The organism is Pseudomonas sp. MWU13-2105, assembly GCF_023242315.1.
Lineage (GTDB): Bacteria > Pseudomonadota > Gammaproteobacteria > Pseudomonadales > Pseudomonadaceae > Aquipseudomonas.
Genome location: NZ_JALLIY010000020.1, coordinates 15,747 through 39,890, shown reverse-complemented (window position 1 = coordinate 39,890; position 24,144 = coordinate 15,747). Strand labels below are relative to the sequence as shown.

At 63.2% G+C, this 24,144-nt stretch carries 22 protein-coding genes; 9 read left to right on the top strand and 13 right to left on the bottom strand.

Annotation, left to right across the window (positions count from 1 at the left end; translation table 11 throughout):
• Window positions 1-77 precede the first annotated feature (77 nt).
• Window positions 78-1,514 (bottom strand): exodeoxyribonuclease I, encoded by a 1,437-nt coding sequence (gene sbcB, locus M5B96_RS25870; protein ID WP_248799824.1) that lies wholly within the window; start codon window positions 1,512-1,514, stop codon window positions 78-80.
• 171 nt (window positions 1,515-1,685) lie between these two features.
• Between sbcB and M5B96_RS25865 the strand changes: the two genes are divergently transcribed.
• Genes M5B96_RS25865 through M5B96_RS25840 form a run of 6 tightly spaced genes read left to right on the top strand, consistent with a single transcriptional unit; the run spans window position 1,686 to window position 8,428 of the window.
• The gene (locus M5B96_RS25865; protein ID WP_248799823.1) at window positions 1,686-2,411 is read left to right on the top strand and encodes an RDD family protein; all 726 of its coding nucleotides are present in this window, start codon (window positions 1,686-1,688) and stop codon (window positions 2,409-2,411) included.
• Window positions 2,408-3,388: a stage II sporulation protein M gene (locus M5B96_RS25860; RefSeq protein ID WP_248799822.1), complete on the top strand. Its 981-nt coding sequence runs from the start codon at window positions 2,408-2,410 to the stop codon at window positions 3,386-3,388. Before M5B96_RS25865 ends, M5B96_RS25860 begins: the two co-directional genes overlap by 4 nt.
• A complete protein-coding gene (locus M5B96_RS25855) occupies window positions 3,375-4,910 on the top strand; it encodes a DUF4129 domain-containing protein (RefSeq protein WP_248799820.1) in 1,536 nt (511 codons plus the stop codon). The genes M5B96_RS25860 and M5B96_RS25855 overlap by 14 nt, the downstream gene beginning before the upstream one ends.
• The gene (locus tag M5B96_RS25850; RefSeq protein WP_248799819.1) at window positions 4,907-6,070 is read left to right on the top strand and encodes a DUF4350 domain-containing protein; all 1,164 of its coding nucleotides are present in this window, start codon (window positions 4,907-4,909) and stop codon (window positions 6,068-6,070) included. The genes M5B96_RS25855 and M5B96_RS25850 overlap by 4 nt, the downstream gene beginning before the upstream one ends.
• Window positions 6,067-7,083 carry an AAA family ATPase gene (locus M5B96_RS25845; RefSeq protein WP_248799818.1) on the top strand — a complete coding sequence of 339 codons (1,017 nt, stop codon included), beginning with the start codon at window positions 6,067-6,069 and terminating at the stop codon, window positions 7,081-7,083. The genes M5B96_RS25850 and M5B96_RS25845 overlap by 4 nt, the downstream gene beginning before the upstream one ends.
• A gap of 13 nt (window positions 7,084-7,096) precedes the next feature.
• Window positions 7,097-8,428, top strand: coding sequence for a DUF58 domain-containing protein (locus tag M5B96_RS25840; protein ID WP_248799817.1), 1,332 nt, complete (start codon window positions 7,097-7,099; stop codon window positions 8,426-8,428).
• Window positions 8,429-8,453: 25 nt separating this feature from the next.
• Here M5B96_RS25840 and M5B96_RS25835 read toward each other — a convergent pair whose 3' ends face one another.
• Together M5B96_RS25835 and M5B96_RS25830 are read right to left on the bottom strand one after the other, a co-directional pair.
• Complete coding sequence (locus M5B96_RS25835) at window positions 8,454-8,813, bottom strand: PilZ domain-containing protein (protein WP_248799816.1); 360 nt, start codon at window positions 8,811-8,813, stop codon at window positions 8,454-8,456.
• A 239-nt stretch (window positions 8,814-9,052) separates the two neighbouring features.
• The gene (locus M5B96_RS25830; RefSeq protein ID WP_248799815.1) at window positions 9,053-9,427 is read right to left on the bottom strand and encodes a tetratricopeptide repeat protein; all 375 of its coding nucleotides are present in this window, start codon (window positions 9,425-9,427) and stop codon (window positions 9,053-9,055) included.
• A 172-nt stretch (window positions 9,428-9,599) separates the two neighbouring features.
• On the opposite strand from M5B96_RS25830, the gene pyk reads away from it, so the two are divergent.
• Entirely contained in the window at window positions 9,600-11,051 is a 1,452-nt protein-coding gene (gene pyk, locus M5B96_RS25825; protein ID WP_248799814.1) for a pyruvate kinase, read from the top strand.
• A gap of 76 nt (window positions 11,052-11,127) precedes the next feature.
• On the opposite strand, the gene M5B96_RS25820 is transcribed toward pyk, so the two are convergent.
• From M5B96_RS25820 to M5B96_RS25810, 3 genes are read right to left on the bottom strand one after another with little or no spacing between them, the layout of a single operon-like run.
• Window positions 11,128-11,877: an enoyl-CoA hydratase gene (locus M5B96_RS25820; protein WP_248799813.1), complete on the bottom strand. Its 750-nt coding sequence runs from the start codon at window positions 11,875-11,877 to the stop codon at window positions 11,128-11,130.
• Between the two features lie 28 nt (window positions 11,878-11,905).
• A complete protein-coding gene (locus M5B96_RS25815; protein ID WP_248799812.1) occupies window positions 11,906-12,844 on the bottom strand; it encodes an iron-sulfur-binding ferredoxin reductase in 939 nt (312 codons plus the stop codon).
• Window positions 12,837-13,943 carry a sensor domain-containing diguanylate cyclase gene (locus M5B96_RS25810; protein ID WP_248799811.1) on the bottom strand — a complete coding sequence of 369 codons (1,107 nt, stop codon included), beginning with the start codon at window positions 13,941-13,943 and terminating at the stop codon, window positions 12,837-12,839. Before M5B96_RS25810 ends, M5B96_RS25815 begins: the two co-directional genes overlap by 8 nt.
• A gap of 336 nt (window positions 13,944-14,279) precedes the next feature.
• On the opposite strand from M5B96_RS25810, the gene M5B96_RS25805 reads away from it, so the two are divergent.
• On the top strand, window positions 14,280-15,803 hold the full coding sequence (locus M5B96_RS25805; protein ID WP_248799810.1) for a fumarate hydratase: 1,524 nt from the start codon (window positions 14,280-14,282) through the stop codon (window positions 15,801-15,803).
• A gap of 228 nt (window positions 15,804-16,031) precedes the next feature.
• On the opposite strand, the gene M5B96_RS25800 is transcribed toward M5B96_RS25805, so the two are convergent.
• Complete coding sequence (locus tag M5B96_RS25800) at window positions 16,032-16,952, bottom strand: LysR family transcriptional regulator (protein ID WP_248799809.1); 921 nt, start codon at window positions 16,950-16,952, stop codon at window positions 16,032-16,034.
• Window positions 16,953-17,029: 77 nt separating this feature from the next.
• Between M5B96_RS25800 and M5B96_RS25795 the strand changes: the two genes are divergently transcribed.
• Complete coding sequence (locus M5B96_RS25795) at window positions 17,030-17,554, top strand: DMT family transporter (protein ID WP_248799808.1); 525 nt, start codon at window positions 17,030-17,032, stop codon at window positions 17,552-17,554.
• Here the strand turns inward: M5B96_RS25795 and M5B96_RS25790 are convergent.
• From M5B96_RS25790 to M5B96_RS25765, 6 genes are all read right to left on the bottom strand, one after another.
• Window positions 17,529-18,200 carry an NAD(P)H-binding protein gene (locus M5B96_RS25790; RefSeq protein ID WP_248799807.1) on the bottom strand — a complete coding sequence of 224 codons (672 nt, stop codon included), beginning with the start codon at window positions 18,198-18,200 and terminating at the stop codon, window positions 17,529-17,531. The two genes, M5B96_RS25795 and M5B96_RS25790, sit on opposite strands and share 26 nt — an antisense overlap.
• Before the next feature lie 10 nt (window positions 18,201-18,210).
• The gene (locus M5B96_RS25785; RefSeq protein ID WP_248799806.1) at window positions 18,211-19,074 is read right to left on the bottom strand and encodes an oxidoreductase; all 864 of its coding nucleotides are present in this window, start codon (window positions 19,072-19,074) and stop codon (window positions 18,211-18,213) included.
• An 89-nt stretch (window positions 19,075-19,163) separates the two neighbouring features.
• Window positions 19,164-19,736, bottom strand: a complete 573-nt coding sequence (locus tag M5B96_RS25780; RefSeq protein ID WP_248799805.1) for a TetR/AcrR family transcriptional regulator — start codon at window positions 19,734-19,736, stop codon at window positions 19,164-19,166.
• 127 nt (window positions 19,737-19,863) lie between these two features.
• Window positions 19,864-21,012, bottom strand: coding sequence for an L-threonine dehydrogenase (yiaY, locus tag M5B96_RS25775; protein ID WP_248799804.1), 1,149 nt, complete (start codon window positions 21,010-21,012; stop codon window positions 19,864-19,866).
• A 103-nt stretch (window positions 21,013-21,115) separates the two neighbouring features.
• Complete coding sequence (locus M5B96_RS25770; protein ID WP_248799803.1) at window positions 21,116-22,354, bottom strand: HD domain-containing phosphohydrolase; 1,239 nt, start codon at window positions 22,352-22,354, stop codon at window positions 21,116-21,118.
• Window positions 22,355-22,409: 55 nt separating this feature from the next.
• A complete protein-coding gene (locus tag M5B96_RS25765; RefSeq protein WP_248799802.1) occupies window positions 22,410-24,035 on the bottom strand; it encodes a methyl-accepting chemotaxis protein in 1,626 nt (541 codons plus the stop codon).
• Window positions 24,036-24,144 lie beyond the last annotated feature (109 nt).

The window sequence follows — 24,144 nt, the reverse complement described above, 5'->3', positions numbered from 1 at the left end:
GGACGCTATTCGCGACCTACAAAAAAACGCCAGCTTGCTGGCGTTTTTTATTGCCTGGCATTTAATCGCCGACCGGTTTAACCGGCCACCATGTTAAAGCGCGCGCACAAAGATTGTGCATAGTCCTGCCACTGCTCCAGCACCTGCCGCTGCACCGCTGTCGCATTCGGCAAACACTTCATGAGCTGCTCGGTAAAATCCGCCAGGGTATTCGGCGCGCCCCGCGCCGCCGTGCTCAGACGCTCTCGGCAGAATGTCCGCCAGCGTTGTTGCTCTTCTTCACTCAAGCTGTCGGGAAAGTTCCGCGCCCGGTAACGGAATAATAATTCCGGCAAACGCTCATCATCGAAAGGCCATTGCCCACGCGCCAACTGCTCGGGGTCGGCACAGCGAACTTGCTCACACAAACGCCGGTCACGGTCGCCGATAAAGCCGTCGTATAACTGCTGCTCCGGATCCTCGCTGGGGGCGAAATCTTCGCCGGCATAAAGGGCCTGGACTTTATCTCGCCAAACTTCCTGGGTGTCACTCAGTTGCTGGCGGCGCGCCTCATAAAGCGCCATGTCCAACTGCAGGCGCTGCTGATCTTCGCCACGTAATACCTTCAGCGGCGCCACCACCGGGCAACGGTTGATATGAATCAACTTGAGTGGCACCGGCAGTTGTCCTTCAGCGCGCTCCTCCTGACGGATATAAAGCTGCTGGCGCAAGGTCTCGGCATCCAGTTCGAGCAGCGGCCGCGGATCCTGGGACAGATCACAGGCAATCAAGGCATTGCGGTTACGCGGGTGCCAGGCCAATGGCAGGACTACCCCCAGGTAATGACGCGCGGCCGAAAAGCGTCCGGAAATATGCACCATCGGCTGTAACAGACGAATCTGGTCCATGACCCGCTGTTTGCCGCGCAACTGGAATAGCCAGTCATACAACTTCGGCTGCTTCTCACGGATCAACCGCGCCAGGGCAATGGTGGCACGCACATCGGACAAGGCTTCGTGGGCGTGGCCATGATCGATCCCGTTGGCCGCGCTCAGGCGTTCGAGCCGCAGGGTCACCCGTCCATCCTCCTCGGGCCAGACGATCCCCTGCGGACGCAGGGCATAGGTCGCCCGCACCACGTCGATCAGGTCCCAGCGGCTGTTGCCGCCCTGCCATTCGCGGGCGTAGGGATCGAAAAAGTTCCGATACAGGCTGTAACGGGTGACCTCGTCGTCAAACCGCAAGGTGTTGTAGCCGGCACCGCAGGTCCCCGGAAGGGCGAGCTGGGCGTGCACCCGGGTCATGAAGTCGGCCTCCGCCAGGCCCTGCTCGGCGAGCTGTCGCGGGGTGATGCCGGTAATCAGGCAAGCCGCCGGGTGCGGCAGGATATCCTCGCTCGGCCGGCAATACAGGTTGACCGGTTCATCGATCTCGTTGAGCTCGGCATCGGTACGGATGCCCGCCACCTGCAAGGCGCGATCACAGCGCGGATTGATCCCGGTGGTTTCGTAGTCGTACCAGAAGATAGAGGTCACGGCGGGTTCCTGAACAGAAGACCGACGCAGTCTAGGCGTTCAACGCCCCCTCGGACCAGCATCCCGTAACAACTTGACGCTGCGATTTCGATACCGTTCATTACAGAGTTAAGTTGCTTAGCCAGGCGCCGCTGGCTAGGATCGGGCCTCTGTCCGCAAGGACCCGCCACTATGCCGTCGATTTCAGCACCGACAAGGAAGACCGCGCTGCCAATCCCCCTGGACACTCATTACCGGGTCGAAACCCCGGAAGGTATCGACCTGCCCCTGCGCCCGGCGGGCCTGCCCGTGCGGGCAGTGGCGTTCGCCATCGACCTGGGCGTGCGCGGCCTGCTGCTCGGGGTCCTGTTGAGCAGCCTGATGCTGCTCGGCAAGCTGGGACTGGGCCTCGGCTCGATCGTGCTGTTTCTCGTCAGCTGGTGGTACATGGTGCTGTTCGAAGTGTTGAACCAGGGCCGTTCGCCGGGCAAGCAGATGATGGGCCTGCGCGTGGTCCATGACGACGGCACGCCGATCGGCTGGGCCGCCTCCCTGACCCGCAACCTGCTGCGTTTTGTCGACATGCTGCCATTCGGTTATTTCCTCGGGGCAATCAGTTGCCTGCAGCACCCGACCTTCAAGCGCCTCGGCGACCTGGCCGGCGGCACCCTGGTGGTCTATCGCGAACAACCGCTGCCGCGTCCCAGCTTGCCCCAGGCGACACCACGCAACGCGCCTTTCGTCCTGCGCCTGGCGGAACAGCGTGCCGTGTTGAGCTTCGCCGAGCGCCAGGGCGACCTCAGCGCCGAACGCACCCGGGAGCTGGCGGCGTTGCTGGCGACGCCCCTGGGCGTGCCGGCGTCCCGGGCCGCGGCTGAATTGAACGGCATTGCCCATGGACTGCTGGGGCCGCTATGAAACAGAGCCTCTTCGAAAGCCGCCATCAGCCCGAGTGGCAACGTTTTGCCCAGTGGCTCGAACAGCTGGAGCGCGGCAAGGCGAAAGCCATCGACCTGCGCGAATTCCCCGCCCATTACCGGCGTCTGTGCCAACAGTTGGCCCTGACCCAGGAACGCGGCTACAGCAGCCATCTGGTCGACGCCCTGCAACAGTTGGCCTTGCGCGGGCACCAGCAACTTTATCGGCATCGCAGCCACCTCGGCGCCTCGATGCTGGGCTTTATCTTCGCCGGTTTCCCACGCCTGGTACGCGAACAATGGCCGTTCGTGCTGGTCGCCGGTGTGCTGTTCTTTGCCAGCCTGGGCCTGACCGGCATACTGGTCTATCTGTTTCCAGACCTGGTCTACAGCATCGTCAACCCGCAGCAGGTCGCCGACATGCAGGCCATGTACGACCCCGCCGCCAGCAGCCTGGGACGCACCGCCGCGCGAGCCTCCAGCGAAAACTGGGTAATGTTCGGCTACTACATCATGAACAACATCGGCATTGCCTTCCAGACCTTCGCCGGCGGCTTGCTGTTCGGCCTGGGCAGCCTGTTCTTCCTGCTGTTCAACGGCCTGACGATCGGCGCGGTGGCCGGCCACCTGACCCAGATCGGCTACGGACAGACCTTCTGGTCGTTTGTCATCGGCCACGGTGCCTTCGAACTCACGGCCATCGTCCTGTCCGGGGCCGCCGGCCTGCAACTGGGCTGGGCGCTGGTGGCGCCGGGCCGCCTGCCCCGCGGCGAGGCCCTGCGCCTGAGTGCGCGGAAAAGCATCCAGATCGTCAGCGGAGTGATCCTGTTCCTGCTGATTGCCGCCTTTATCGAAGCCTACTGGTCTTCCATCAGCCACCTCGCACCGCAGATCAAATATGCGCTGGGCGCGGGACTCTGGCTGCTGGTGGGCGCCTATCTGTTGTTGGCCGGACGGAGCAAGCATGCGCCTGACTGACGCCAGCGTCGCCATTCGCCCCCGCAGCACCTGGGAAGCCATGGACCTCGGCGTGCTGCTGGCCCAGCAACATCGCGGCTTGCTGATGGGCTCCTGGGCACTGCTCACCTTGCCGGTCTTCGCCCTCCTGAGCCTGCTGCTCTGGGAACACCCCTCCATTGCCCTGCTGCTGTTCTGGTGGCTGAAACCGGCGTTCGAGCGTTTGCCGCTATATATCCTGTCCAAGGCCCTGTTCGGCGATACCCCCAGCCTGAAACAGGCACTCAAGGCCTGGCCGCGCCTGCTCAAGCCGCAACTGCTGGCGAGCCTGACCTGGCGCCGCCTGAGCTTGAGCCGCAGCTTCACCTTGCCAGTGCAACAACTTGAAGGCCTCGACGGGCAGGCCCGCCAACAGCGCCTGCGGGTGCTGTTGCCCCAGAGCCTGCGCGCGGCGCGCTGGCTGACGCTGATCGGTGCACACCTGGAATATGTCCTGTGGATCGGCCTGATGGCGCTGTTCTATCTATTATTGCCGCGACAGATCGACATCGATTGGCACTGGCAGAAACTGCTGTTCGCCGCCCGGCATGAGTGGCTCTGGCTGGAACACCTGAGCAACGCCTTCTACGCACTGATCCTGATTCTCTGGGAACCGATTTATATCGCCTGCGGCTTCAGCCTCTACCTCAATCGCAGGACCGTGCTCGAAGCCTGGGACATCGAACTGATCTTCCGCCAATTGCGCCAGCGCCTGCTACCGGTGGTTGCCGCGTTGTTGCTCGGCGTCGGCCTGTGCTCGCCGCCCTTCGCGCCGCCGGTCATGGCCGCCGAACCGCCCGCGCCGAGCACGCCACGGCTGCTCAAGCAAGCGCTGACCAGCCAGGCGTCCCAGGAGGCGATCAAGGCGCAATTGCAGGCACCGCCGTTCAAGAACCCGGAAACCGTCACCCGCTGGCGGCTGGGCGAAACTTCCGCCGAGCGCCACGACAAATCCACTTCCGGCTGGCTGAAGGCCTTGCTGGAACGTTTTGACAGCCGCATCGCCGGCACCCTCGCCCAAGGCCTGGAGATCCTGCTCTGGGCCGCGCTGTTTGGCGCGCTGGCCTGGCTGGCCTGGCGTTATCGGGATGGCTTGCGGACCTTCGTCGGCCTGCGCCCGCAGCCTCGCGCCAAGCCCATCCCAGGCGCCACGCCACAACTGTTCGGCCTGGCGCTGGGCATCGACACCCTGCCCGACGATATCGCCGCCAGCGCCGAAGCCCTCTGGCCCCAACAGCCGCGCGAAGCAATGAGCCTGCTCTACCGTGGCCTGCTCAGCCGCCTGCTGCATGACTACCAATTACCCTTGAAAAGTGCCGATACCGAAGGCCAGGTCCTGGAGCGGCTGGCCCAGTTGCGCGAACCCGCCCTCCAGGCCTTCAGCCAGGAGCTGACCGGCCACTGGCAGAATCTCGCCTACGGCCATCGCCTGCCGGCCGCCGGACAGCAACAGGCACTGTGTGAAGGCTGGCGGCAGCTGTTCGGTCCGGGGGCACTCCGATGAGTCGGCGGCTTGCCTGGTTGATCGGCCTGGTGCTGCTGGCCTTGCTCGCCGGCACGGGCCTGTACCTCTATCACAACGCCACGCCCTACACCGAGGTCATCGATCACGGCCCCGCACCCGAAGCCCGCGCCAACCCTTACCTGGCCGCCGAACAGTACCTGCGCGCGCGCGGCCTGCAGGTCAGCCATGCCAACAGCCTGGATATCCTCCCCGGTCTCGACCCTCGCGGGCGCAGCCTGCTGCTGCTGGGCGAGCGCTCGAACATGACCCCGCGCCAGGCCGACCAGTTGCTCAACTGGGCCCGGGCCGGCGGCCGGCTGCTGTTTGTCGCCGAGGCCCTGTGGGACCCCAGGACCGGGAAAAGCGGCGACCTGCTGCTCGACCGCGTGCAACTGCGCCAACTGCTGAGCAAGGACCTCAAGGGTGACGGCCCGGAACCGGAAGACGACCGTTACCCGCTGTTGACCCGCATGTACCTGGAGGACGAGGACGCCCCGGCCTACTTCAGCTTCGACACCGAGTTCCACTTGTCCGACCCGAAGGAGCTGGCGCAATCCTGGGCCAACAGCGCGACCTCCACCCACCTGATGCAACTGGACTACGGCGCCGGCAGCGTCACCGTGCTGACCGACGCCGACCTCTGGACCAACCGCGCCATCGGTCGCTACGACAACGCCTGGCTGCTCTGGTACCTGGCCCAGGACAGCGAAGTGACGCTGCTGTTCAACACCGAGCACGACAACCTGCTCACGTTGTTGTGGCGCTACTTCCCCGAGGCCCTGGTCGCCCTCGCCGCCCTCCTCGGCCTGTGGCTATGGCATGTCGGCCTGCGCCAGGGGCCGTTGCAGGCTCCTGCCTCGCGGGCACGTCGACAATTGCAGGAACACCTGCGGGCCAGCGCCGACTTCCTGCTGCGGCGCAGCGGCCATGAGGCCCTGCTCCAGGCCTTGCAACAGGACATCCTGCGCCGCGCCCGCAAACGTCACCCCGGTTTCGAACGACTCGGCGTTGCCGAACAATGGCAGATGCTCGCGCGCCTGACCCGCCAACCCACCAGTGCCATCAGCCAGGCCTTGCGCCCGCGGCCGAAGCAGCGCCTTTCCAGCGTCGACTTCAGCCGCCAGGTCGCCCACCTGCAAACTCTCAGGAATGCCCTATGAGCGAACAACAAGCCGAACCGAGCAGCCCGGTCGACGCCCAGGATCATGCCCAGCAGCAGCGGCATCGCGCCAGCCAACTGGCCCAGGCGGTGCGCCACGAACTGCAAAAAGTGCTGATCGGCCAGGACACGGTAATCGATGATGTGCTCACCGCGCTGATCGCCGGCGGCCACGTGCTCCTCGAAGGCGTCCCGGGACTGGGCAAGACCCTGCTGGTGCGGGCCCTGGCGCGCTGCTTCGGCGGCGACTTCGCGCGTATCCAGTTCACCCCCGACCTGATGCCCAGCGATGTCACCGGCCATGCGGTCTACGACCTGCAGACCGAACAGTTCAAGCTGCGCAAGGGCCCATTGTTTACCAACCTGCTGCTGGCGGATGAAATCAACCGTGCCCCGGCAAAGACCCAGGCGGCGCTGCTCGAGGCCATGCAGGAACGCCAGGTCACCCTCGAAGGCCGCGCCCTGCCCATCGCCCAGCCGTTCATGGTACTCGCCACCCAGAACCCGATCGAACAGGAAGGCACCTACCCGCTGCCCGAAGCCGAGCTGGACCGCTTCATGCTCAAGCTGCGCATGGACTACCCCGACGCCGGGCAAGAGCTGGATATGGTTCGCCAGGTGACCCGCTCGACCAGAGCCGACATGCTCGAAGTACAACCCCTGCGCACCCTGTTGCAGGCCAAGGACGTGCTGGCCCTGCAGCGGATCGCCAGCGAGTTGCCGCTGGACGAGCAGGTCCTTGACTACGCCGTGCGCCTGGCCCGGGCCACCCGCAGCTGGCCGGGCCTGACCCTCGGTGCCGGGCCGCGGGCGTCCATCGCCCTGGTCCGCGGCGCCCGGGCCCGGGCCTTGTTGCGTGGCGGTGAATTCGTGATCCCCGACGATATCAAGGGCTGCGCCCTGGCGGTGCTGCGACATCGGGTGCGGATCGCCCCCGAGCTGGATATCGAAGGTTTGTCGGTCGACCAGGTGCTCAAGCAACTGCTTGACCAGGTCCCGGCGCCGCGCCAGTGAGGCCCCCAAGTCCATGAGACCTTCACGGCTGCTGCTGATCTGGCTCGGCGTGCTCCTGGCCCTGGGCCTCGGCCTGGGCGCGCTCAGGGCCCTGGGCGTCGAGTTGCCCGAGCGCCTCGGCTCGATTGCCTGGGGCTTGCTCCTGGCCTTGCTGCTATTGAGCCTGCTCGATGGTGCCCGGCTCAGGCGCGTGCCCTCGCCGCGCCTGCAGCGCCATTTACCCGGCAGCCTGGCCCTGGGCCGCTGGGGCGAAGTGCGTATCGCGCTCAGTCACGGCCACCCCACGCCCCTGCGGGTGCAACTCTTCGATCATGTGCCCGCCGGCCTGGCGTTCGCCAACCTGCCCCAGGCGATCACCTTGCAAGCGGGCGAAGGCAGCGAACTGAGCTACCGCGTGCGGCCCTTGAGCCGTGGCCATTTTCGCTACGAACGTTGCGAAGTCAGCCTGCCCAGCCCGTTGGGGCTGTGGTCCGAACGGCGCTATCTGGAACTGGCCGATGCCACCCGCGTCTACCCGGACTTCGCCCGTCTCTACGGCGCCCAGCTCCTGGCCGTGGACAACTGGCTCAGCCAGCTCGGTGTGCGTCAACGCCAGCGGCGCGGCCTGGGCCTGGAATTCAATCAGCTGCGCGAGTTTCGCGAAGGCGACAGCCTGCGCCAGATCGACTGGAAAGCCACGGCCCGACAGCGCACGCCGATCGCCCGGGAGTACCAGGACGAGCGTGACCAGCAGATCGTTTTCCTCCTCGATTGCGGCCGACGGATGCGCAGCCAGGACGGCGAACTGGCGCACTTCGACCATGCCCTCAACGCCTGCCTGTTGCTCAGCTACGTGGCCTTGCGCCAGGGCGATGCGGTGGGCCTGTGCACCTTTGCCGGCGAACAGCCGCGCTTTCTCGCCCCGGTCAAGGGCCAGGGTCAACTCAATGTATTGCTCAACAGCGTCTACGACCTGAACAGCAGCCAGCGTCCGGCGGACTACCAGGCCGCGGCCAGCCAACTACTGGCCCGACAGAAACGCCGGGCCCTGGTGGTATTGGTGACCAACCTGCGCGATGACGACGATGAGGCCCTGCTGACGGCGGTCAAACGCCTGGGCCGGCAACATCGGGTGCTGGTGGCCAGTTTGCGCGAGGAAGTGCTCGACCAGTTGCGCCAGGCACCGGTGCAGACCCTGTCCGAGGCCCTGGCCTACTGCGGCACGGTGGATTACCTGAATGCCCGGGCCACCCTCCATGAACGGCTGGCCGCCCATGGTGTGCCGGTGCTCGACGCCCGCCCAAGCGAGCTGGGTGCCGATCTGGTCAGTCGCTACCTGAGTTGGAAGAGAGCCGGAACCCTATAGGATCCAGGCTCCTCGACACCCCGCACTACGCGGAAGCCTCCAACGGATGGAAGCTGAAGTAGTGCTGCAACGCCGCCACCAGTTGCAGATACTCCGCGGTCGACTCGAGCAGCTTGAACCCCGAGTCGTAGTAACCCGGGGAAGTCTCCTCATGGCACCACAGGCAGCGGCCGCGCAGATCGATCAGTTGCTGGCTGCCATCACTGAGCGGAAGCCTCAGCTGCAGCTCGAACTCGGCCTTGACCAGCAAGGGCAACTGACTGATCAACATCAGCCCCCCTTCACAGACATTCCCCAGGTAGCCAATAGGCTTGCCGGTATGGCGATTGAACACTTGCAGGAAATAAGGCAGTTGATGCCGCTCGATTCGACGGTCAGTAGGCATGGCAATAATCGCTATAAAAGCCATTCAGCATGGCTGCGCTAATGCTTCGGAGCAGACGAACGGCACTGCCCTCCCTTGGTCCCGGCGCGGCAGAGGCCAATCGCCCTACCGCACAACAGCTACCGAGCCATGGCTTTCAATTCAAAAGAATTGAAAAAACTGAAACCACACACTCGAATGTTAGCGTAAAGCTGGCAGAGAGCCAGTTGATATTTCAAGCATCATTGCTCAACGACGGACTACAAAGGCGCGGGGCTGGGCTGGGCTGGCACCGCGCCATCCGCGTGCCCCAGCTGACGCAAGGTTTCCAGGCGCGCCCGGGCCCGATACGCGTATTCGCTGTAAGGGTACTGGGCGATGATGAACTGATAGGTCTGTACCGCGTCGACGAACAGCTTCTGTCGCTCCAGGCACTGGCCGCGCAGCATCGACACTTCCGGCTGGACATAGGGCCGGGTACGGCTCTCCCGGTCGACCTGGGACAGCTGCAGCATGACGTCTTCACAATTACCGCGATCATAGGAGCGGTAGGCATTGTTCAGATGACTGTTCATCGACCAGCGGGTGCAACCAACCACACTGGCTGCCAGGGCTAAAACGAGCAAAATTCGCATGGGGGGTCTCCTGTTCTTGCTAGTGTATCGACCCGATGACGAAAATCTCCAGAGTGTTCGCCAAACAACCTATTCGAAAAAAATCATAGGCCGAAAAGTAGTGCAAATGAACAATGACTACAGCCGAGGACCATAGTAGCCTTTCGCTGCGCTTGAACTCAGGAGTCTCTGCATGTCCGTTCGTCGTACTAAAATCGTCGCCACACTGGGCCCGGCCAGCAACTCGCCGGAAGTTCTCGAACAGCTGATTCTCGCTGGCCTGGACGTTGCCCGTCTGAACTTCTCCCACGGTACTCCCGACGAGCACAAGGCTCGTGCCAAGCTGGTGCGCGACCTCGCCGCCAAGCACGGGCGCTTCGTCGCGCTGCTGGGTGACCTGCAGGGCCCGAAGATCCGTATCGCCAAGTTCGCCAACAAACGTATCGAACTCAAGGTCGGTGATCGCTTCACCTTCTCCACCAGCCATCCGCTGACCGAGGGCAACCAGCAGGTCGTCGGTATCGACTACCCGGACCTGGTCAAGGATTGCGGCGTCAACGACGAACTGCTGCTCGACGACGGCCGTGTGGTCATGCGCGTTGAAACCGCGACCGACACCGAGCTGCACTGCGTGGTGTTGATCGGTGGCCCGCTTTCGGACCACAAAGGCATCAACCGTCGCGGTGGCGGCCTGACCGCCCCGGCCCTGACCGAAAAAGACAAGGCCGACATCAAGCTCGCCGCCGAAATGGAAGTCGACTACCTCGCGGTCTCCTTCCCGCGCGACGCCGCCGACATGGAGTACGCCCGTAAGCTGCGCGACGAGGCTGGCGGTACTGCCTGGCTGGTGGCGAAGATCGAACGCGCCGAAGCCGTGGCCGACGACGAAACCCTCGACGGCCTGATCATGGCCAGCGATGCAGTGATGGTGGCTCGTGGTGACCTCGGTGTGGAAATCGGCGACGCCGAGCTGGTGGGCATCCAGAAGAAAATCATTCTGCATGCGCGCCGCCACAACAAGGCAGTGATCGTCGCGACCCAGATGATGGAGTCGATGATCCAGAACCCGATGCCGACCCGTGCCGAAGTGTCCGACGTAGCCAACGCAGTGCTGGACTACACCGACGCCGTGATGCTCTCGGCCGAAAGTGCCGCCGGTGCCTATCCGCTGGAAGCGGTGCAAGCCATGGCACGGATCTGCGTCGGCGCCGAAAAGCATCCGACCAGCAAGACCTCCAGCCACCGTATCGGCAAGGTCTTCGAAAGCTGCGACCAGAGCATCGCGCTGGCGGCCATGTACACCGCCAACCATTTCCCGGGCGTCAAGGCGATCATCGCCCTGACCGAAAGCGGTTACACGCCGTTGATCATGTCGCGGATTCGTTCCTCGGTGCCGATCTACGCGTTTTCCCCGCATCGTGAAACCCAGGCCCGCGCGGCGATGTTCCGTGGTGTCTACACCGTGCCGTTCGACCCGGCTTCGCTGCCGCCTGAGCAAGTCAGCCAGGCCGCGGTCGACGAGCTGCTCAAGCGCGGCGTGGTCGAGCAAGGCGACTGGGTCATCCTGACCAAGGGCGACAGCTACCACACCATCGGCGGTACCAACGGCATGAAGATCCTGCACGTGGGCGACCCACTGGTCTGATCCTCGCTACAGCACCATGAAAAAGCCCCGCCTCTCGCAAGAGGGCGGGGCTTTTTCATGGTGGCCAAAACGCGGATCAGCGCTTGTTCATAAACCCCGACAATGCCGCAATGGCCTCGGGCGAACGCAAGCGCTGGATAAACAGCACGGCTTCGGCCTCCAGCACCTGGCGCAGTTGCTCGCGATCCGGGTCCTTCATCAATTGCTTGCTGGCCTGCACCGCCGCCGGGGCCAACTTCTCGAAACGCAGCGCCACCTCCCGCGCCTTGGCCAAGGCCAGTTCACCATTGGGCAACGCCTCGCTGGCCAGGCCCCAGGTCGCCGCCTGCTCGCCGCTGAAACCCTCGCCCAGCAGCAACAGTTGCGCCGCCCGGGCGTGACCGAGCAGCCGTGGCAGTAACAGGCTGGAGCCGAACTCCGGGCACAACCCCAGATTGACGAATGGCATGCGCAGACGGGCATCGGCGCTGACGTACACCAGGTCACAATGCAGCAGCAACGTCGTGCCGATCCCCACCGCCGGGCCCGCCACCGCGGCGATCACCGGCTTGCGGCAATCGAGCAGGCTGCGCATGAAGGCAAACACCGGGCTGTCGAGACCGCTCGGCGGCTCTTCGAGAAAATCGGCAATGTCGTTGCCGCTGGTAAAACACTCGCTGCTGCCACGGATCAACACCGCGCTGATCCCGGGGTCGCCATCCGCCTCGCGCAGGGCCTGGCCCAACTGGCTGTACATGGAGCGGGTCAGGGCGTTCTTCTTGTCGGCACGGTTCAGGCGCAGGGTCAGCAAGCTGCCTTCGCGCTCCAGCACAATCGCGTCAGTCATGGAAACTCTCTTATTGTGGGTCCCGCGCTCAGGCGTGCGGCACGAATACATCGGCCAACAGCTGATTGCGTGGCAGTCCGGCCAGGTACAGGCGTTTGGCCAACACCTCGACACTCGCCGGGGCACCACAGAGTAGAGCCAGGGTTTGCCGGGAGACAAGGCGCAGTTTGGCCAGAAAGTCCGGCAGTTCGGCCCCAGTGACATATTCGACGCTCAGGCTGGGAAACTCCGCGGCCAGTTCCTCCAGCGCAGGCGCCAGATAGTGCTCACTGGCGTCGTGGGCCAGGTGAACCAGGCGAATCGGTCCCGCGTGCCCCTGGCGCAACGCCTCGCGCAACACTCCCCATAACGGTGCCAGGCCCGTACCGGCCGCCAGCAGCCAGAGCGGCCGGGCGTGCCAGTCCGGATCATAATGCAAGGCTCCGCCGCGCAGTTCGCCCAGGCGAATCGGCGCGCCGACCTGGAGCCGGCGGGCCGCGTCGCTGAATGCGCCGGGGTGTCGGCAGTCGAGGTGGAACTCCAGGTAGCGGTCCTCCTCGGGCAGGCTGGCCAACGAGTACGGCCGGGCGATCCCCTGCTCCGTCCACAGCACCAGATGCTGGCCGGCGCTGTAGCGCAGGCTGCGTTCGGGCAGCAGGCGCAGGCGCAGCACCGTCGGGCTCAGCCAGTCCAGTTCGAGCACCGTTGCCGACAGGCCGTCACGACGCGGATCGAAGACTTCAACCTGAAGATCTTCACGTACCTGACACTGACAGGCCAACCGCCAGCCGCGCTCGCGCTGGGCAACGGCCAGGGCCTGCGGTCGATTGTCCTGGGGCTCCCCCCGCACGCAACGCACCAGGCAGGCATGGCAACTGCCCGCCCGGCAACTGTAGGGCACCGCCACCCCCGCCTGGTTCAAGGCATCGAGCAGGTTGCTGCCGGCTTCCACCGACCAGCCCCGCGTGCCGACCCGCAGCTCAGGCATCGGTGTATTCCCAGGCCGCGCAGCAGCGATTACGACCGTCGCGCTTGGCGCGGTACAACGCCTGGTCGGCACGCTGCAAGGCATTGTCGAGGTCGTCTTCCACCCCCAGCAGCGTCATGCCCACCGACAGACTCAGGTTGCTTACCGCCAGGCCCATCAGCTCCACCTGGGTGAAGGCCAGGCGCAGGCGCTCGCAACAGGAGGTCAGGCGCTCGGGGTCGGCATTGGGTAGCAGCAACACGAATTCTTCTCCACCGTAGCGCGCCAGCACATCGCCGTCGCGCACACAGGCATTGGCCACCGCGGCGAACGCCTGCAAGACCTGGTCACCGGCGGCATGCCCGTGCATATCGTTGATCCGCTTGAAATGATCGAGATCGATCAAGGCCAGGCCATGGACCACATCCGCGTCCATCAGCTCCAGCTCACGGGAAGCCAGCCGCAGGAAATGCCGTCTATTGTACAACCCGGTCAGTTCATCGGTCGCCACCAGGTCTTCCAACTGGCGCATCATCCCGCGCAGGGTGTCCTGGTGGGCCTGCAAGGCAAAGCGACGCTGACGCATGCGCTGGCGGGAGGCTTGCACGTAGCTGGCGTAGAGGCACAACCACAGCAGCACGACGAACAGCACGCACACCTGCAGCAAGGCCAGGCTCGGGTCCGGTAACTGGAAATGATAGCCCTCCCAGAGGTTGAGCGCGGCAAAGCTGAAGAACATCAGGACCGCGCAGCGCACGAACTTGCGCTGCGGCAGATGAAACATGCCGAACAGCAGCACCAGCGGGTAAAACACCAGGAACGTGCCGCGGGCCTGTTCGAGGTTGGCCATCAGATAGGTTTGCCAACCCAGGCCTATCAGCACCTGCAGCTCAGTCAGGCTGGGATCGCTAAAATTCCGGTTGCGGTCGCTGATAAACAGCCAGCCGAGTACGCCCTGACTGATAATCACCAGGCCGCTACCGATCAGGCCCGTGGTTACGCTGGCCTCGTAGTGATCGGTAAAAATCGCTACCCATAACAGCGACAGCACCAGGAGATAGGTGCCGGCAGCCAGGGCAAAACGTTTGCGTAACAGACTCTGTATGGCTTTATGGGTCAATCTTTGACTCACTGTGCGCTGAGGGCTCAAGGGATTTCCTTCCCGTACAGGCCACTTGCCACTCTAGTGATCTGGCTCAAAAATAACTATTCAATTTTTTGAAACTCATACAGCTTTACTTGTGCGAGCAGGCAAGAAGGGTGCCGACGTCCCTGCGACCTTGGTTTGACCACTGACGGATGTGCCCGGCTGAAGGGCGGGTTATACTGCCGCGCCTCATTTTGTGCCGGTCATGCGTGCCCGGCTCGTCTCAAAAGATGTTTTCGACAGACCAGATGCAAAACGGTCGCAAACACCTTATTTCCATGTTCCCGTCTTTATAGAGGAGCGCGACCCATGACCGTGATCAAGCAAGACGACCTGATACAGAGCGTTGCCGACGCCCTGCAGTTCATTTCCTATTACCATCCCGTGGACTTTATCCAGGCCATGCACGAGGCCTACCTGCGGGAAGAGTCGCCGGCGGCCCGCGATTCCATGGCGCAGATCCTGATCAACTCGCGCATGTGCGCCACCGGCCACCGGCCGATCTGCCAGGACACCGGGATTGTCACCGTGTTCGTGCGCGTGGGCATGGATGTGCGCTGGGACGGTGCCACCATGGGCCTGGACGACATGATCAACGAAGGCGTGCGTCGCGCCTACAACCTGCCGGAAAACGTCCTGCGCGCCTCGATCCTGGCCGACCCGGCAGGCAGCCGCAAGAACACCAAGGACAACACCCCGGCGGTCATCCACTACTCCATCGTTCCGGGTAACACCGTGGAAGTGGACGTCGCGGCCAAGGGCGGCGGCTCCGAGAACAAATCGAAAATGGCCATGCTCAACCCGTCCGACTCGATCGTCGACTGGGTACTGAAGACTGTGCCGACCATGGGTGCCGGCTGGTGCCCGCCGGGAATGCTCGGCATTGGCATCGGCGGTACCGCCGAGAAAGCCGCGGTGATGGCCAAGGAAGTGTTGATGGAATCCATCGACATCCACGAGCTGAAGAAGCGTGGCCCGTCCAACCGCATCGAAGAAATGCGCCTGGAGCTGTTCGAGAAGGTCAACCAACTGGGCATCGGCGCCCAGGGCCTGGGCGGCCTGACCACCGTGCTCGACGTGAAGATCATGGATTACCCGACTCACGCGGCGTCCCTGCCGGTGTGCATGATCCCCAACTGCGCCGCCACCCGTCACGCACACTTCGTGCTCGACGGTTCCGGCCCGGCGTCGCTGGAAGCGCCACCGCTGGATGCTTACCCGGAAATCGTCTGGGAAGCGGGTCCGTCGGCCCGTCGTGTCAACCTCGACACCCTGACCCCGGAAGACGTGCAGAGCTGGAAGCCGGGCGAAACCGTCCTGCTCAACGGCAAGATGCTCACCGGCCGTGATGCTGCGCACAAACGCATGGTGGAAATGCTGAACAAGGGTGAAACCTTGCCGGTGGACCTCAAGGGTCGCTTTATCTACTACGTCGGCCCGGTGGATCCGGTGCGTGAGGAAGTCGTCGGCCCAGCCGGTCCGACCACTGCCACGCGCATGGACAAATTCACCCGGCAGATCCTCGACCAGACCGGCTTGCTGGGCATGATCGGCAAATCCGAGCGCGGCCCGACCGCCATCGAGGCGATCAAGGACTACAAGGCTGTGTACCTGATGGCCGTGGGGGGCGCTGCCTACCTGGTGGCCCAGGCGATCAAGAAATCCAAGGTCGTCGCTTTTGCCGAACTGGGCATGGAAGCGATCTACGAGTTCGAGGTCAAGGACATGCCGGTAACGGTCGCTGTTGACTCCAAGGGTGAGTCGGTACATATCACCGGCCCGGCCATCTGGCAGAAGAAGATCCACGACAGCCTGGCGGTGGAGGTGCAGTAAGCACTTTCGTTGCAGGAATCAAAGCGGCCCGGTTGATCCGGGCCGCTTTTTTATTGCCAACGCTCTTGGGGAGTACGCGGTACCTGTGGAGCTGGCTTGCCGGCGATGGCGGACTGACAGGCACCGCAAGCCTCAAGGGCCTCATTTCCCGGCGCAAGCAATTAGGGCTATCCAGGAAACCTCAATCAAGGGAAAAGGAAATGCTCTCCAATAGCAGAACATTGCACATCAAACCAGCGTGCCCTCAGCTACCACCGCTTGCATGCGCTCGCGCAACCACCCCAATGCCTGATCGCCATCCCGGCGCTGATGCCAGACAAAAATAAAATCGAACAACGGGATGTCGAATGGCGGCGGCACCACCACCAACCGCTCATGATCGACGTTGCGCAAATTGCGCGAGGCCACGGTCAAAACCAAGTCCGTACCCGCGATCAACTGCGGGGCCACCCCCCAATGGGGCAAGCTGATCGCCACCCGCCGGCGCTGATGAATCGCACTCAGCGCCCGCTCGATTTCCGCCGTACCACTCCCCCGCATTTCCAACAGCACATGGGGCCGCGACAGATAATCCGGTAGATCGAGCCCTCCTTCCGCCGACAAACTGGCCCGATCCACCAGGCAGGCATAGTGCTCGCTGAATAGATGCACACTACGCAACTCCGGCGAAAAATCGGGAAACACCCCGGTGGCCGCATCGATATCGCCATTGAGCAACAGCTCCAGCATGCCCTCGCGACTGGCCTGGGTGATCTGCAGATCAATACCCGGCGCGTCCCGCCGCAACACCCGCACCAGCCCCGGTAGCAACATCGCCGCGCCATAGTCGGACATCGCCAAGCGAAACGTGCGCCTGGCCGACGTCGGATCAAAACCCTGCGGCGCCAGCAGGTCGCGCACCCGCCCCAGCGCATCGCTTAACGGCAGCACCAGCTCCAATGCCCGCGCCGTTGGCACCAGCCCGCCGCCGACCCGCACCAGCAACGGATCGCCAAGCAAGTCGCGCAAGCGCGCCAGGGCATGACTGACCGCCGGCTGGCTCAGGTGCAGGCGCTCGGCGGCACGGGTCACGTGCTGCTCGGCGAGCAAGACGTCGAGGATCACCAGCAGGTTGAGGTCGATGCGACGAAGATCATTCATCCGATGCATGTCCTGGATATTTTTTTGGAATTTAAATCTGCCCGGCGAATACCATAGAGTCCAGAAAAACCTGTTGGAGAATGATCATGAGTACCTTGAGTTGGGCCGGACTGCTGGCCCTGGCCGCCATCGCCGGTGCGGTGGTGCCGTTTCAAAGTGCGATCAATGCGAACCTGGGCCGCGGCCTCGGGCACCCGTTATGGGCAACGCTGGTCTCGCTGCTCGTAAGCATGGCAGTGTTGTTGCCGGTGATACTCACCTTGCGCTTGCCGCTCCCGAACCTGGCCTTGGCCGCCAAGGCACCGGCCTGGATCTGGCTCGGTGGCGTATTCGGTGTGTGTTTCGTGGCCCTCGCGGTGCTGCTGGTGCCCAAGCTTGGCGCTTCCGGTTTTGTCGCCCTGGCGCTGGCCGGTCAAGTGGTCGCCTCGCTGGTGCTCGACCACTTCGGCCTGTTCGGGCTGGTGGAACGCCATATGAGCGTACCGAGAGCGCTTGGCGCCGTACTACTGATCGCCGGTGTGGCGCTGATCCAGTTCACCGTCACCCCGGAAAATCCCTCGTCAGCCACCATCACCCAACCAAACCTCAACCTCGCGAAGACAGCTGATTGATTGCCCGCGGATCGAGGATCGGCTGCGCTCCCCCATTTCGGGCCACCGCCAGCATCGCCCGGCCAACGGTTTCGGAGGTCTGGATGGTGTCCGGCCACAACCGCCGCAGCACACTCATCAGCGGCCCGACCACGCTGTAGAGCGTCTGGTAGAGCGCGGTCTTGGAGCGCACACCGTGCAACGGCTGGATCGCACCGGGACGCATCAGGTACACCGCCTTGAACGGCAACCGCTGCAAGGCATTCTCGGTACGTCCCTTGACCCGTGCCCACATGCTGCGGCCCTTTTCACTGCTGTCGGTGCCCGCCCCCGTGACATAGACAAAGGTCATGTTCGGATTGAGCCGCGCCATGGTCTCGGCGGCGGCCAGCGTCAGGTCGTAGGTCACCCGGGTGTACTGCGCCTCATCCATGCCCACTGCCGAGACACCCAGGCAGAAGAAGCAGGCATCGAAGCCCTGCAACTCTCCCTCGATAGCCTGGTAGTTGAACAGGTCGGCCTGTACCACCTGGCTGAGCTTCGGATCGACCTGGGTCAACGGCGTACGACCGATGACCCGGACCTGCTGCACATCGTCCGCCAGCAGACATTCACGCAATACACCCTGGCCAACCATACCGGTGGCACCAAACAACAAAACCTTCATGGGCGACCTCTCAGTGGGTTGGAAATGCCGGCAACTCGACAGGTGCACTGTAGTCGGCGGCGCGACTGACCTCCAGCCAACGCCCGCCCGCCTCGGCCCGCGCGGTCTCGGCCTGCTCGCAGTACTGCAAGGCATCATTACCGATCAACAGGTGCAACGGCGGTTGCTCGTGATAGGCCAGCTTCAGCAGAATCTGCGCAATCCGATCGGGATCGCTCGGCTCATTGCCTGCATAAGATTCAAGCAGGGTCTTGATGGCACCGACGCTCGGCGCGTAGTCGTCGATGATTGATGGCGTACCCTGCCCAGCCCGCACCGCCCAGTTGGTGCGCATGCCACCCGGCTCCACGGCGCAGATCTTGATCCCCAAAGGTGCCACCTCCTGCGCCACCACCTCGGTGAAACCACCCACCGCCCACTTCGCCGCCTGATAGGCACTGAGCCCGGGCATGCCCAGACGCCCGCCCACGGAGGATATCTGCAGGATGTGCCCACTACGTTGCGCGCGCATCACCGGCAATGCCGCCCGGGTCACGTTGACCACACCGAAGAAATTGGTCTCGACCTCGGCGCGAAAGGCCTCTGCTTCGGTCTGCTCGAACGGCGCGAGATGACCATAACCGGCATTGTTGACCAGCACGTCGAGACGGCCGAACGCATTGACCGCCTCCTGCACCGCCGCTTCAGCCGCCGCCGCGTCCGTCACATCCAGGGCCACCACCCGCACCTGATCGCCATAACGCGCCGCCAGGTCGTCCAGACGTTGCGGCTCGCGCGCCGTCGCCACCAAGCGTTCACCCGCCGCCAGCACCGCCTCGGCGACATTGCGACCCAGACCGCTGGCACTGCCGGTAATCAACCAGACTTTAGACATGCTTGTACTCCTTGCGATTATTGAGATCGAATTTGAGTGAGCACTCACTCATTAACAACGTAAAACTTCAATACAAGAAAAAGCCGCGCCTACTCCTTGGCGGTAGCACTCCAGAACGCCTGGAAACCGGCTTCGGCATAACGCTCGGCCTGGTCGGGTTCGCGGCGGATGAAATCGATGGTGGTATCGGCCAGGGCGCCCATGATCGCCGAGACAAACGCCGCCGGCTGCTCGCGGAACAACCCGCTGGCAATGCTCTCCTGCATCATGTCGTAGACCTCGCCGAAATCCTGCATGCCAAGCAGCTTGCTCTGTTCGGTGACCTGCGCGGACATCCCGAGCAAGGCCACCACCTTGCGCTTCTGCGGTTCGGCCACGCCCCAGTCGACATAGCTCTGCCAGGCATGCCGGACGCGCTTCTTCACGGTTTCAGTGCGCGGGTAGCCGGGCATCATCACGTCGCGCAATTCGGCCTTGATATGCAGGTAGAGCTCGTTGAGCAGTACGTCCTTGGAACTGAAGTAGTTGAACAGCGTGCCCTCGGCGACCCCGGCAAGCCGGGCGATCTTCAGCGTCGGACAGCCCAGGCCCTGCTCGGCGAACACCTCGATGGCGGCGCTGAGAATGGCATTGCGTTTGTCTTCGCTTTTCGGACGGGCCATGGGGGCAGCGTTCAGCTTATAAATGAGTAATTACTCAATTAAGCCTGTCTGAACGATGATTTGCAAGCCCGCTGGTCGTGACAGCGCCCTCCCGAGAGGGGAAGGCGCGGGGGTGATGGGTTTTACCTCAGAACGCGCTGCGGAAAATCTCTTCGATCTGCCGCTGATCCGCCGCCCGGGGGTTGGTCAGGCCGCAAGCATCTTTCAGGGCATTGGTGGCGAGGGTCGGAATATCCGTCAACTTCGCGCCCAGCTCCCGCAGGCCGGCGGGAATCTCGACATCCTTGGCCAGGCTGCGAATCGCCGCAATGGCTGCCTGGGCGCCCTCCTCGGCGCTCAGCCCATGAATATCGGCGCCCAGCGCCTTGGCCACATCGCTCAGACGCTGCGGGCAGACCAATGCATTGAAACTCTGCACATGGGGCAGCAGTACCGCATTGCACACGCCATGGGGCAGGTCGTAGAAACCGCCCAACTGGTGCGCCATGGCATGCACGAAGCCCAGCGAGGCATTGTTGAACGCCATGCCCGCGAGGAACTGTGCGTAGGCCATGCTTTCCCGGGCCTGCAGGTCGGCGCCATCAAACACGGCCTGGCGCAGGTTGGCGCTGATCAGCTCAATGGCCTTGATCGCACAGGCGTCGGTGATCGGCGTCGCCGCCGTCGAAACATAGGCCTCGATGGCATGGGTCAGGGCATCCATGCCCGTGGCAGCGGTCAGCCCCTTGGGCATGGCGACCATCAGCGCAGGGTCGTTGACCGACAACAACGGCGTGACGTTACGGTCGACAATCGCCATTTTCACGTGGCGCGATTCGTCGGTGATGATGCAGAAACGGGTCATCTCACTGGCGGTGCCGGCGGTGGTGTTGATGGCCACCAGCGGCAGTTGCGGCTTGGCCGAACGGTCGACCCCTTCGTAGTCGCGGATATGCCCGCCATTGGTGGCGCACAGGGCGATGCCCTTGGCGCAGTCATGGGGCGAACCGCCGCCCAGGGACACGACGAAATCGCACTGGCCGGCCTTGAGTGCCGCCAGCCCTTTCTCGACGTTGTCGATGTTCGGGTTCGGCTTGGCGCCATCGAACACTACCGAGTCAATATCCTGCAGCGCCAGCAGACCGGCAATCCGCGCGGCAACGCCGGCCTTTGCCAGCCCCGCGTCGGTAACGATCAGCGCTTTGCGAAAACCATGCTTGCGAATCGCGCCCATGGCTTCGTCCAGGCAATCAATGCCCATGATATTCACGGCGGGGATAAAAAATGTGCTGCTCACGGTAAGCCTTCCTTTAGCTGACGGACTCCCGCCAGCTTCAGTCGAAGCCCCGCCGCGCGCCTTGACCTGAAGCAAGGAAAATCCGGATCCGAAACACCATTCGTCAGCCGCCGTTTATCTGGATCAGCCCGCGTCGGCGATACGCCTCGATATCGACGCCATGGGCCCCGGACGAACAGACCTGGCGAATCGCATAGGGCCGGCCCATGGCATCGAACGCGCTGGCGGCCAGATCGATGACCTTCTCCGGGCAGCGCCGCTTGTCCGCCCCGAGCACCCGCAGCAGGCGCGGCTTGAGGCGATTGCAGGCCGGGGCGCCAAGAATGATCGCCACTTCGTCATTGGTCATCTCGACGATTTCGCCGCTTGGGTACAGGCCGATCAGGCGAATGAACGCACTGACGATCTGCTCGTCGAAATGGCTGTTGGCCGCCTTGAACAGGATGCGCAGGGATTCGAGGGTCGAACGGCCCTTGCTGTAGACCCGGTCGCTGCTGATCGCGTCATAGGCATCAGTCACCGCGACAATCCGCGCATAAAACGGAATCGCCTCGGCACTCAAGCCACGGGGATAACCCGCCCCGTCGATACGCTCATGGTGCGACAACACCACATCGAGCGCCGTCAACGGCACGCCGGCCTGGCTGGTGAGCAAGGTGTAGCCTTCCATGGGGTGGTTTTTCATGATGGCGTATTCCTGCTCCGACAATGCGCTCGGCTTGTTCAGGATTTCGCCGGGCACCTTGAGCTTGCCGACATCGTGCAGCATGGCTCCGACCCCGATCTGCTCCAGTTCCAGGTTCGACAATCCCAGCTCACGGCCGAGGGCAATCGAGAGCATCGCGACCCGTAGCGAATGCTCGGCGGTGTAATCGTCCTGGAACTTGATCCGGGTCAGCCAGAGCAGCGCCGAGGGGTTGCGCAGGATGCTGTCGACACAGTCCTTGACCACCGCTTTCACCGCGCCGACCTGAATCGGCTCGCCCAGCTCCACGGCTTCAAGGATGCGCCAGGACTGCGCCCGCGCCGCCCCCCAGGCGAGCTGGGCCTGGGCCATTTCCGCATTGAAATCGACCGGCTCGGCGAGCGCCGTGCATTCAGTCGCGCATTCAATCGGAGTTTCGACCGAAAGCCCATGGGCTCCGGCGGCACTGGCGACATCCACCCAGGCATACTCGCAGTTCTCCCGCAGCAACCGCAGTTCCTCCTCGCGACGTATACGGAACTCACGAAACGAAAAAGTGGTTTCTTCCCAAGGTCGGTCCAGCGCTTCGACCTGCATGCCGATGGCCAAGCGGGCCACCTCGATCTTGATACAGCCTTTGCAGATATCCGGGTCCATTTCACGTCTCCGAACGGATGCGTCAAATAAAAGGTAAAGGGCCACCGTCAGCGCCTCAGATCGAGAACTGCGTGACCACCTTGTTCAATTCCACCGCCAGCTTGGACAGCTCATGACTGGCCGCCAGTGTCTGGCTGGCCGCCGATGAACTCTGGATCGACAGGTCGCGGATACTGATCAGGTTCTGGTCCACCGACCGGGCGACCTGGGCCTGTTCCTCGGAGGCGGTCGCGATCATCAGGTTGCGGTCATTGATCTCGCTGATAGCCTGGGCAATCTCGGACAGGGCCGAACCGGCCTCATGGGCAATCAGTAGGGTCTTGCCGGCTTCTTCGTTGCTGCGCTGCATCGATACCACGGCTTGCCCGGTGCCGGTCTGGATAGCGCCGATCATCTGCTCGATTTCCTGGGTCGAGACCTGGGTGCGGTGCGCCAGGGCCCGCACTTCATCGGCGACCACGGCGAAGCCGCGGCCCTGTTCGCCGGCCCGGGCAGCCTCGATGGCCGCATTGAGCGCCAGCAGGTTGGTCTGTTCGGCAATGGCCCGGATCACATCCAGCACCTTGCTGATGCTCTGGGCCTGCTGCGCCAGGGACTCGACTTCCTGCCCGGTGGACTTTACCGTCGAGCTCAGGGTTTCGATGGAGGCAATCGTCTGGTGCACCCGCTCCGCCCCGGTGCGGGTCGACAGTTCGGAACGCTGGGTGGACTGCGACGCCGCCACGGCATTGCGCGCCACTTCCTCGACCGCCGCGGTCATTTCATTGACCGCCGTGGCAGCCTGGTCAGTCTCCAGGCTCTGGCGCTGGATACCGCGATTGGACTCATCGGTGACCGCGCTCATTTCCTCCGCGGCCGAAGCCAGTTGCGCGGAAGAGTTGCTGATATGCCGAAGGGTATTTTTCAGGCTGTCCTGCATGGCGGCGGTCGAAGCCTGCAACTCGGCCAACTCATCCTTGCCGTCCACCCGCACCTCGGTACGCAAGTCCCCCCCGGCGATTTTCCGGGTCGAGACGAGTAACAGGCGTAACGGGCCGGTCAGGCTGCGGGTGAAAACAATCGCCAGCGTCACCGTCAAGACACAGGACAGGATGATGATCGCGATGGTCGAATAGAAACCGCCGTCGAACTGCTTCTGGGCCATGATGCCGGACTGTACGGCGCCATCGTCGTTGATCTTTTCCAACGCTTCGATGGTGGCTTGCAGATCATTGGCCAAGGGTGGCATCACGGTATTGAGCAGGTTGATCGCCTCCTTGGCGTCCTTCTCGCCGGCGGCCTGTAACACCTCGACGAGTTTCTGCTCATAAGCAGCGGTCTTGCGTTGCACCGCCTCGTAGGTCGCTTGCTCTTCGGGGCTTGAGACCAAGGGCGCATAGGCCTTGATCTGCTGGGCGAGTGTCCCCCTGAGTTCCTGGATACGAGCGACCTCGGTCTGTTTCATCTGTGCATCGGTGGCCGTGACCAAGCGAAAGCTTTCCAGGCGCACCCGATAGACAGTCACCTCGATCCGCCCGGCCTGTCGCAGGCTGGCCATCCAGTCGTCCTGCAACTCGACCGCGGCCTCGCGAATCAGATGCATTTTCCATAACGCCAGCAAACCCAAGGTGATCAACAGCAGTGTGACAAAGGCAAAACTCAGAAAAGCACGTGTGGCTATTTTCAGGTTTCTGACTGACATATCGATCACCCTTTATGCGGCATTCCATTGCACTGGAAAAAGCACCTAAAAGAGATATCACTACGATATCACCGTAAAAGACGCCTCGTGAAAAAATTGTCGTGGGTGG

Bases quoted from the DNA above. Each gene is read 5' to 3' on its own strand.
- M5B96_RS25865 (WP_248799823.1), top strand. From the start codon at position 1,686: ATGCCGTCGATTTCAGCACCGACAAGGAAGACCGCGCTGCCAATCCCC.
- M5B96_RS25860 (WP_248799822.1), top strand. From the start codon at position 2,408: ATGAAACAGAGCCTCTTCGAAAGCCGCCATCAGCCCGAGTGGCAACGT.
- M5B96_RS25855 (WP_248799820.1), top strand. From the start codon at position 3,375: ATGCGCCTGACTGACGCCAGCGTCGCCATTCGCCCCCGCAGCACCTGG.
- M5B96_RS25850 (WP_248799819.1), top strand. From the start codon at position 4,907: ATGAGTCGGCGGCTTGCCTGGTTGATCGGCCTGGTGCTGCTGGCCTTG.
- M5B96_RS25845 (WP_248799818.1), top strand. From the start codon at position 6,067: ATGAGCGAACAACAAGCCGAACCGAGCAGCCCGGTCGACGCCCAGGAT.
- M5B96_RS25840 (WP_248799817.1), top strand. From the start codon at position 7,097: ATGAGACCTTCACGGCTGCTGCTGATCTGGCTCGGCGTGCTCCTGGCC.
- M5B96_RS25835 (WP_248799816.1), bottom strand. From the start codon at position 8,813: ATGCCTACTGACCGTCGAATCGAGCGGCATCAACTGCCTTATTTCCTG.
- M5B96_RS25830 (WP_248799815.1), bottom strand. From the start codon at position 9,427: ATGCGAATTTTGCTCGTTTTAGCCCTGGCAGCCAGTGTGGTTGGTTGC.
- pyk (WP_248799814.1), top strand. From the start codon at position 9,600: ATGTCCGTTCGTCGTACTAAAATCGTCGCCACACTGGGCCCGGCCAGC.
- M5B96_RS25820 (WP_248799813.1), bottom strand. From the start codon at position 11,877: ATGACTGACGCGATTGTGCTGGAGCGCGAAGGCAGCTTGCTGACCCTG.
- M5B96_RS25815 (WP_248799812.1), bottom strand. From the start codon at position 12,844: ATGCCTGAGCTGCGGGTCGGCACGCGGGGCTGGTCGGTGGAAGCCGGC.
- M5B96_RS25805 (WP_248799810.1), top strand. From the start codon at position 14,280: ATGACCGTGATCAAGCAAGACGACCTGATACAGAGCGTTGCCGACGCC.
- M5B96_RS25800 (WP_248799809.1), bottom strand. From the start codon at position 16,952: ATGCATCGGATGAATGATCTTCGTCGCATCGACCTCAACCTGCTGGTG.
- M5B96_RS25795 (WP_248799808.1), top strand. From the start codon at position 17,030: ATGAGTACCTTGAGTTGGGCCGGACTGCTGGCCCTGGCCGCCATCGCC.
- M5B96_RS25790 (WP_248799807.1), bottom strand. From the start codon at position 18,200: ATGAAGGTTTTGTTGTTTGGTGCCACCGGTATGGTTGGCCAGGGTGTA.
- M5B96_RS25785 (WP_248799806.1), bottom strand. From the start codon at position 19,074: ATGTCTAAAGTCTGGTTGATTACCGGCAGTGCCAGCGGTCTGGGTCGC.
- M5B96_RS25780 (WP_248799805.1), bottom strand. From the start codon at position 19,736: ATGGCCCGTCCGAAAAGCGAAGACAAACGCAATGCCATTCTCAGCGCC.
- M5B96_RS25770 (WP_248799803.1), bottom strand. From the start codon at position 22,354: ATGGACCCGGATATCTGCAAAGGCTGTATCAAGATCGAGGTGGCCCGC.
- M5B96_RS25765 (WP_248799802.1), bottom strand. From the start codon at position 24,035: ATGTCAGTCAGAAACCTGAAAATAGCCACACGTGCTTTTCTGAGTTTT.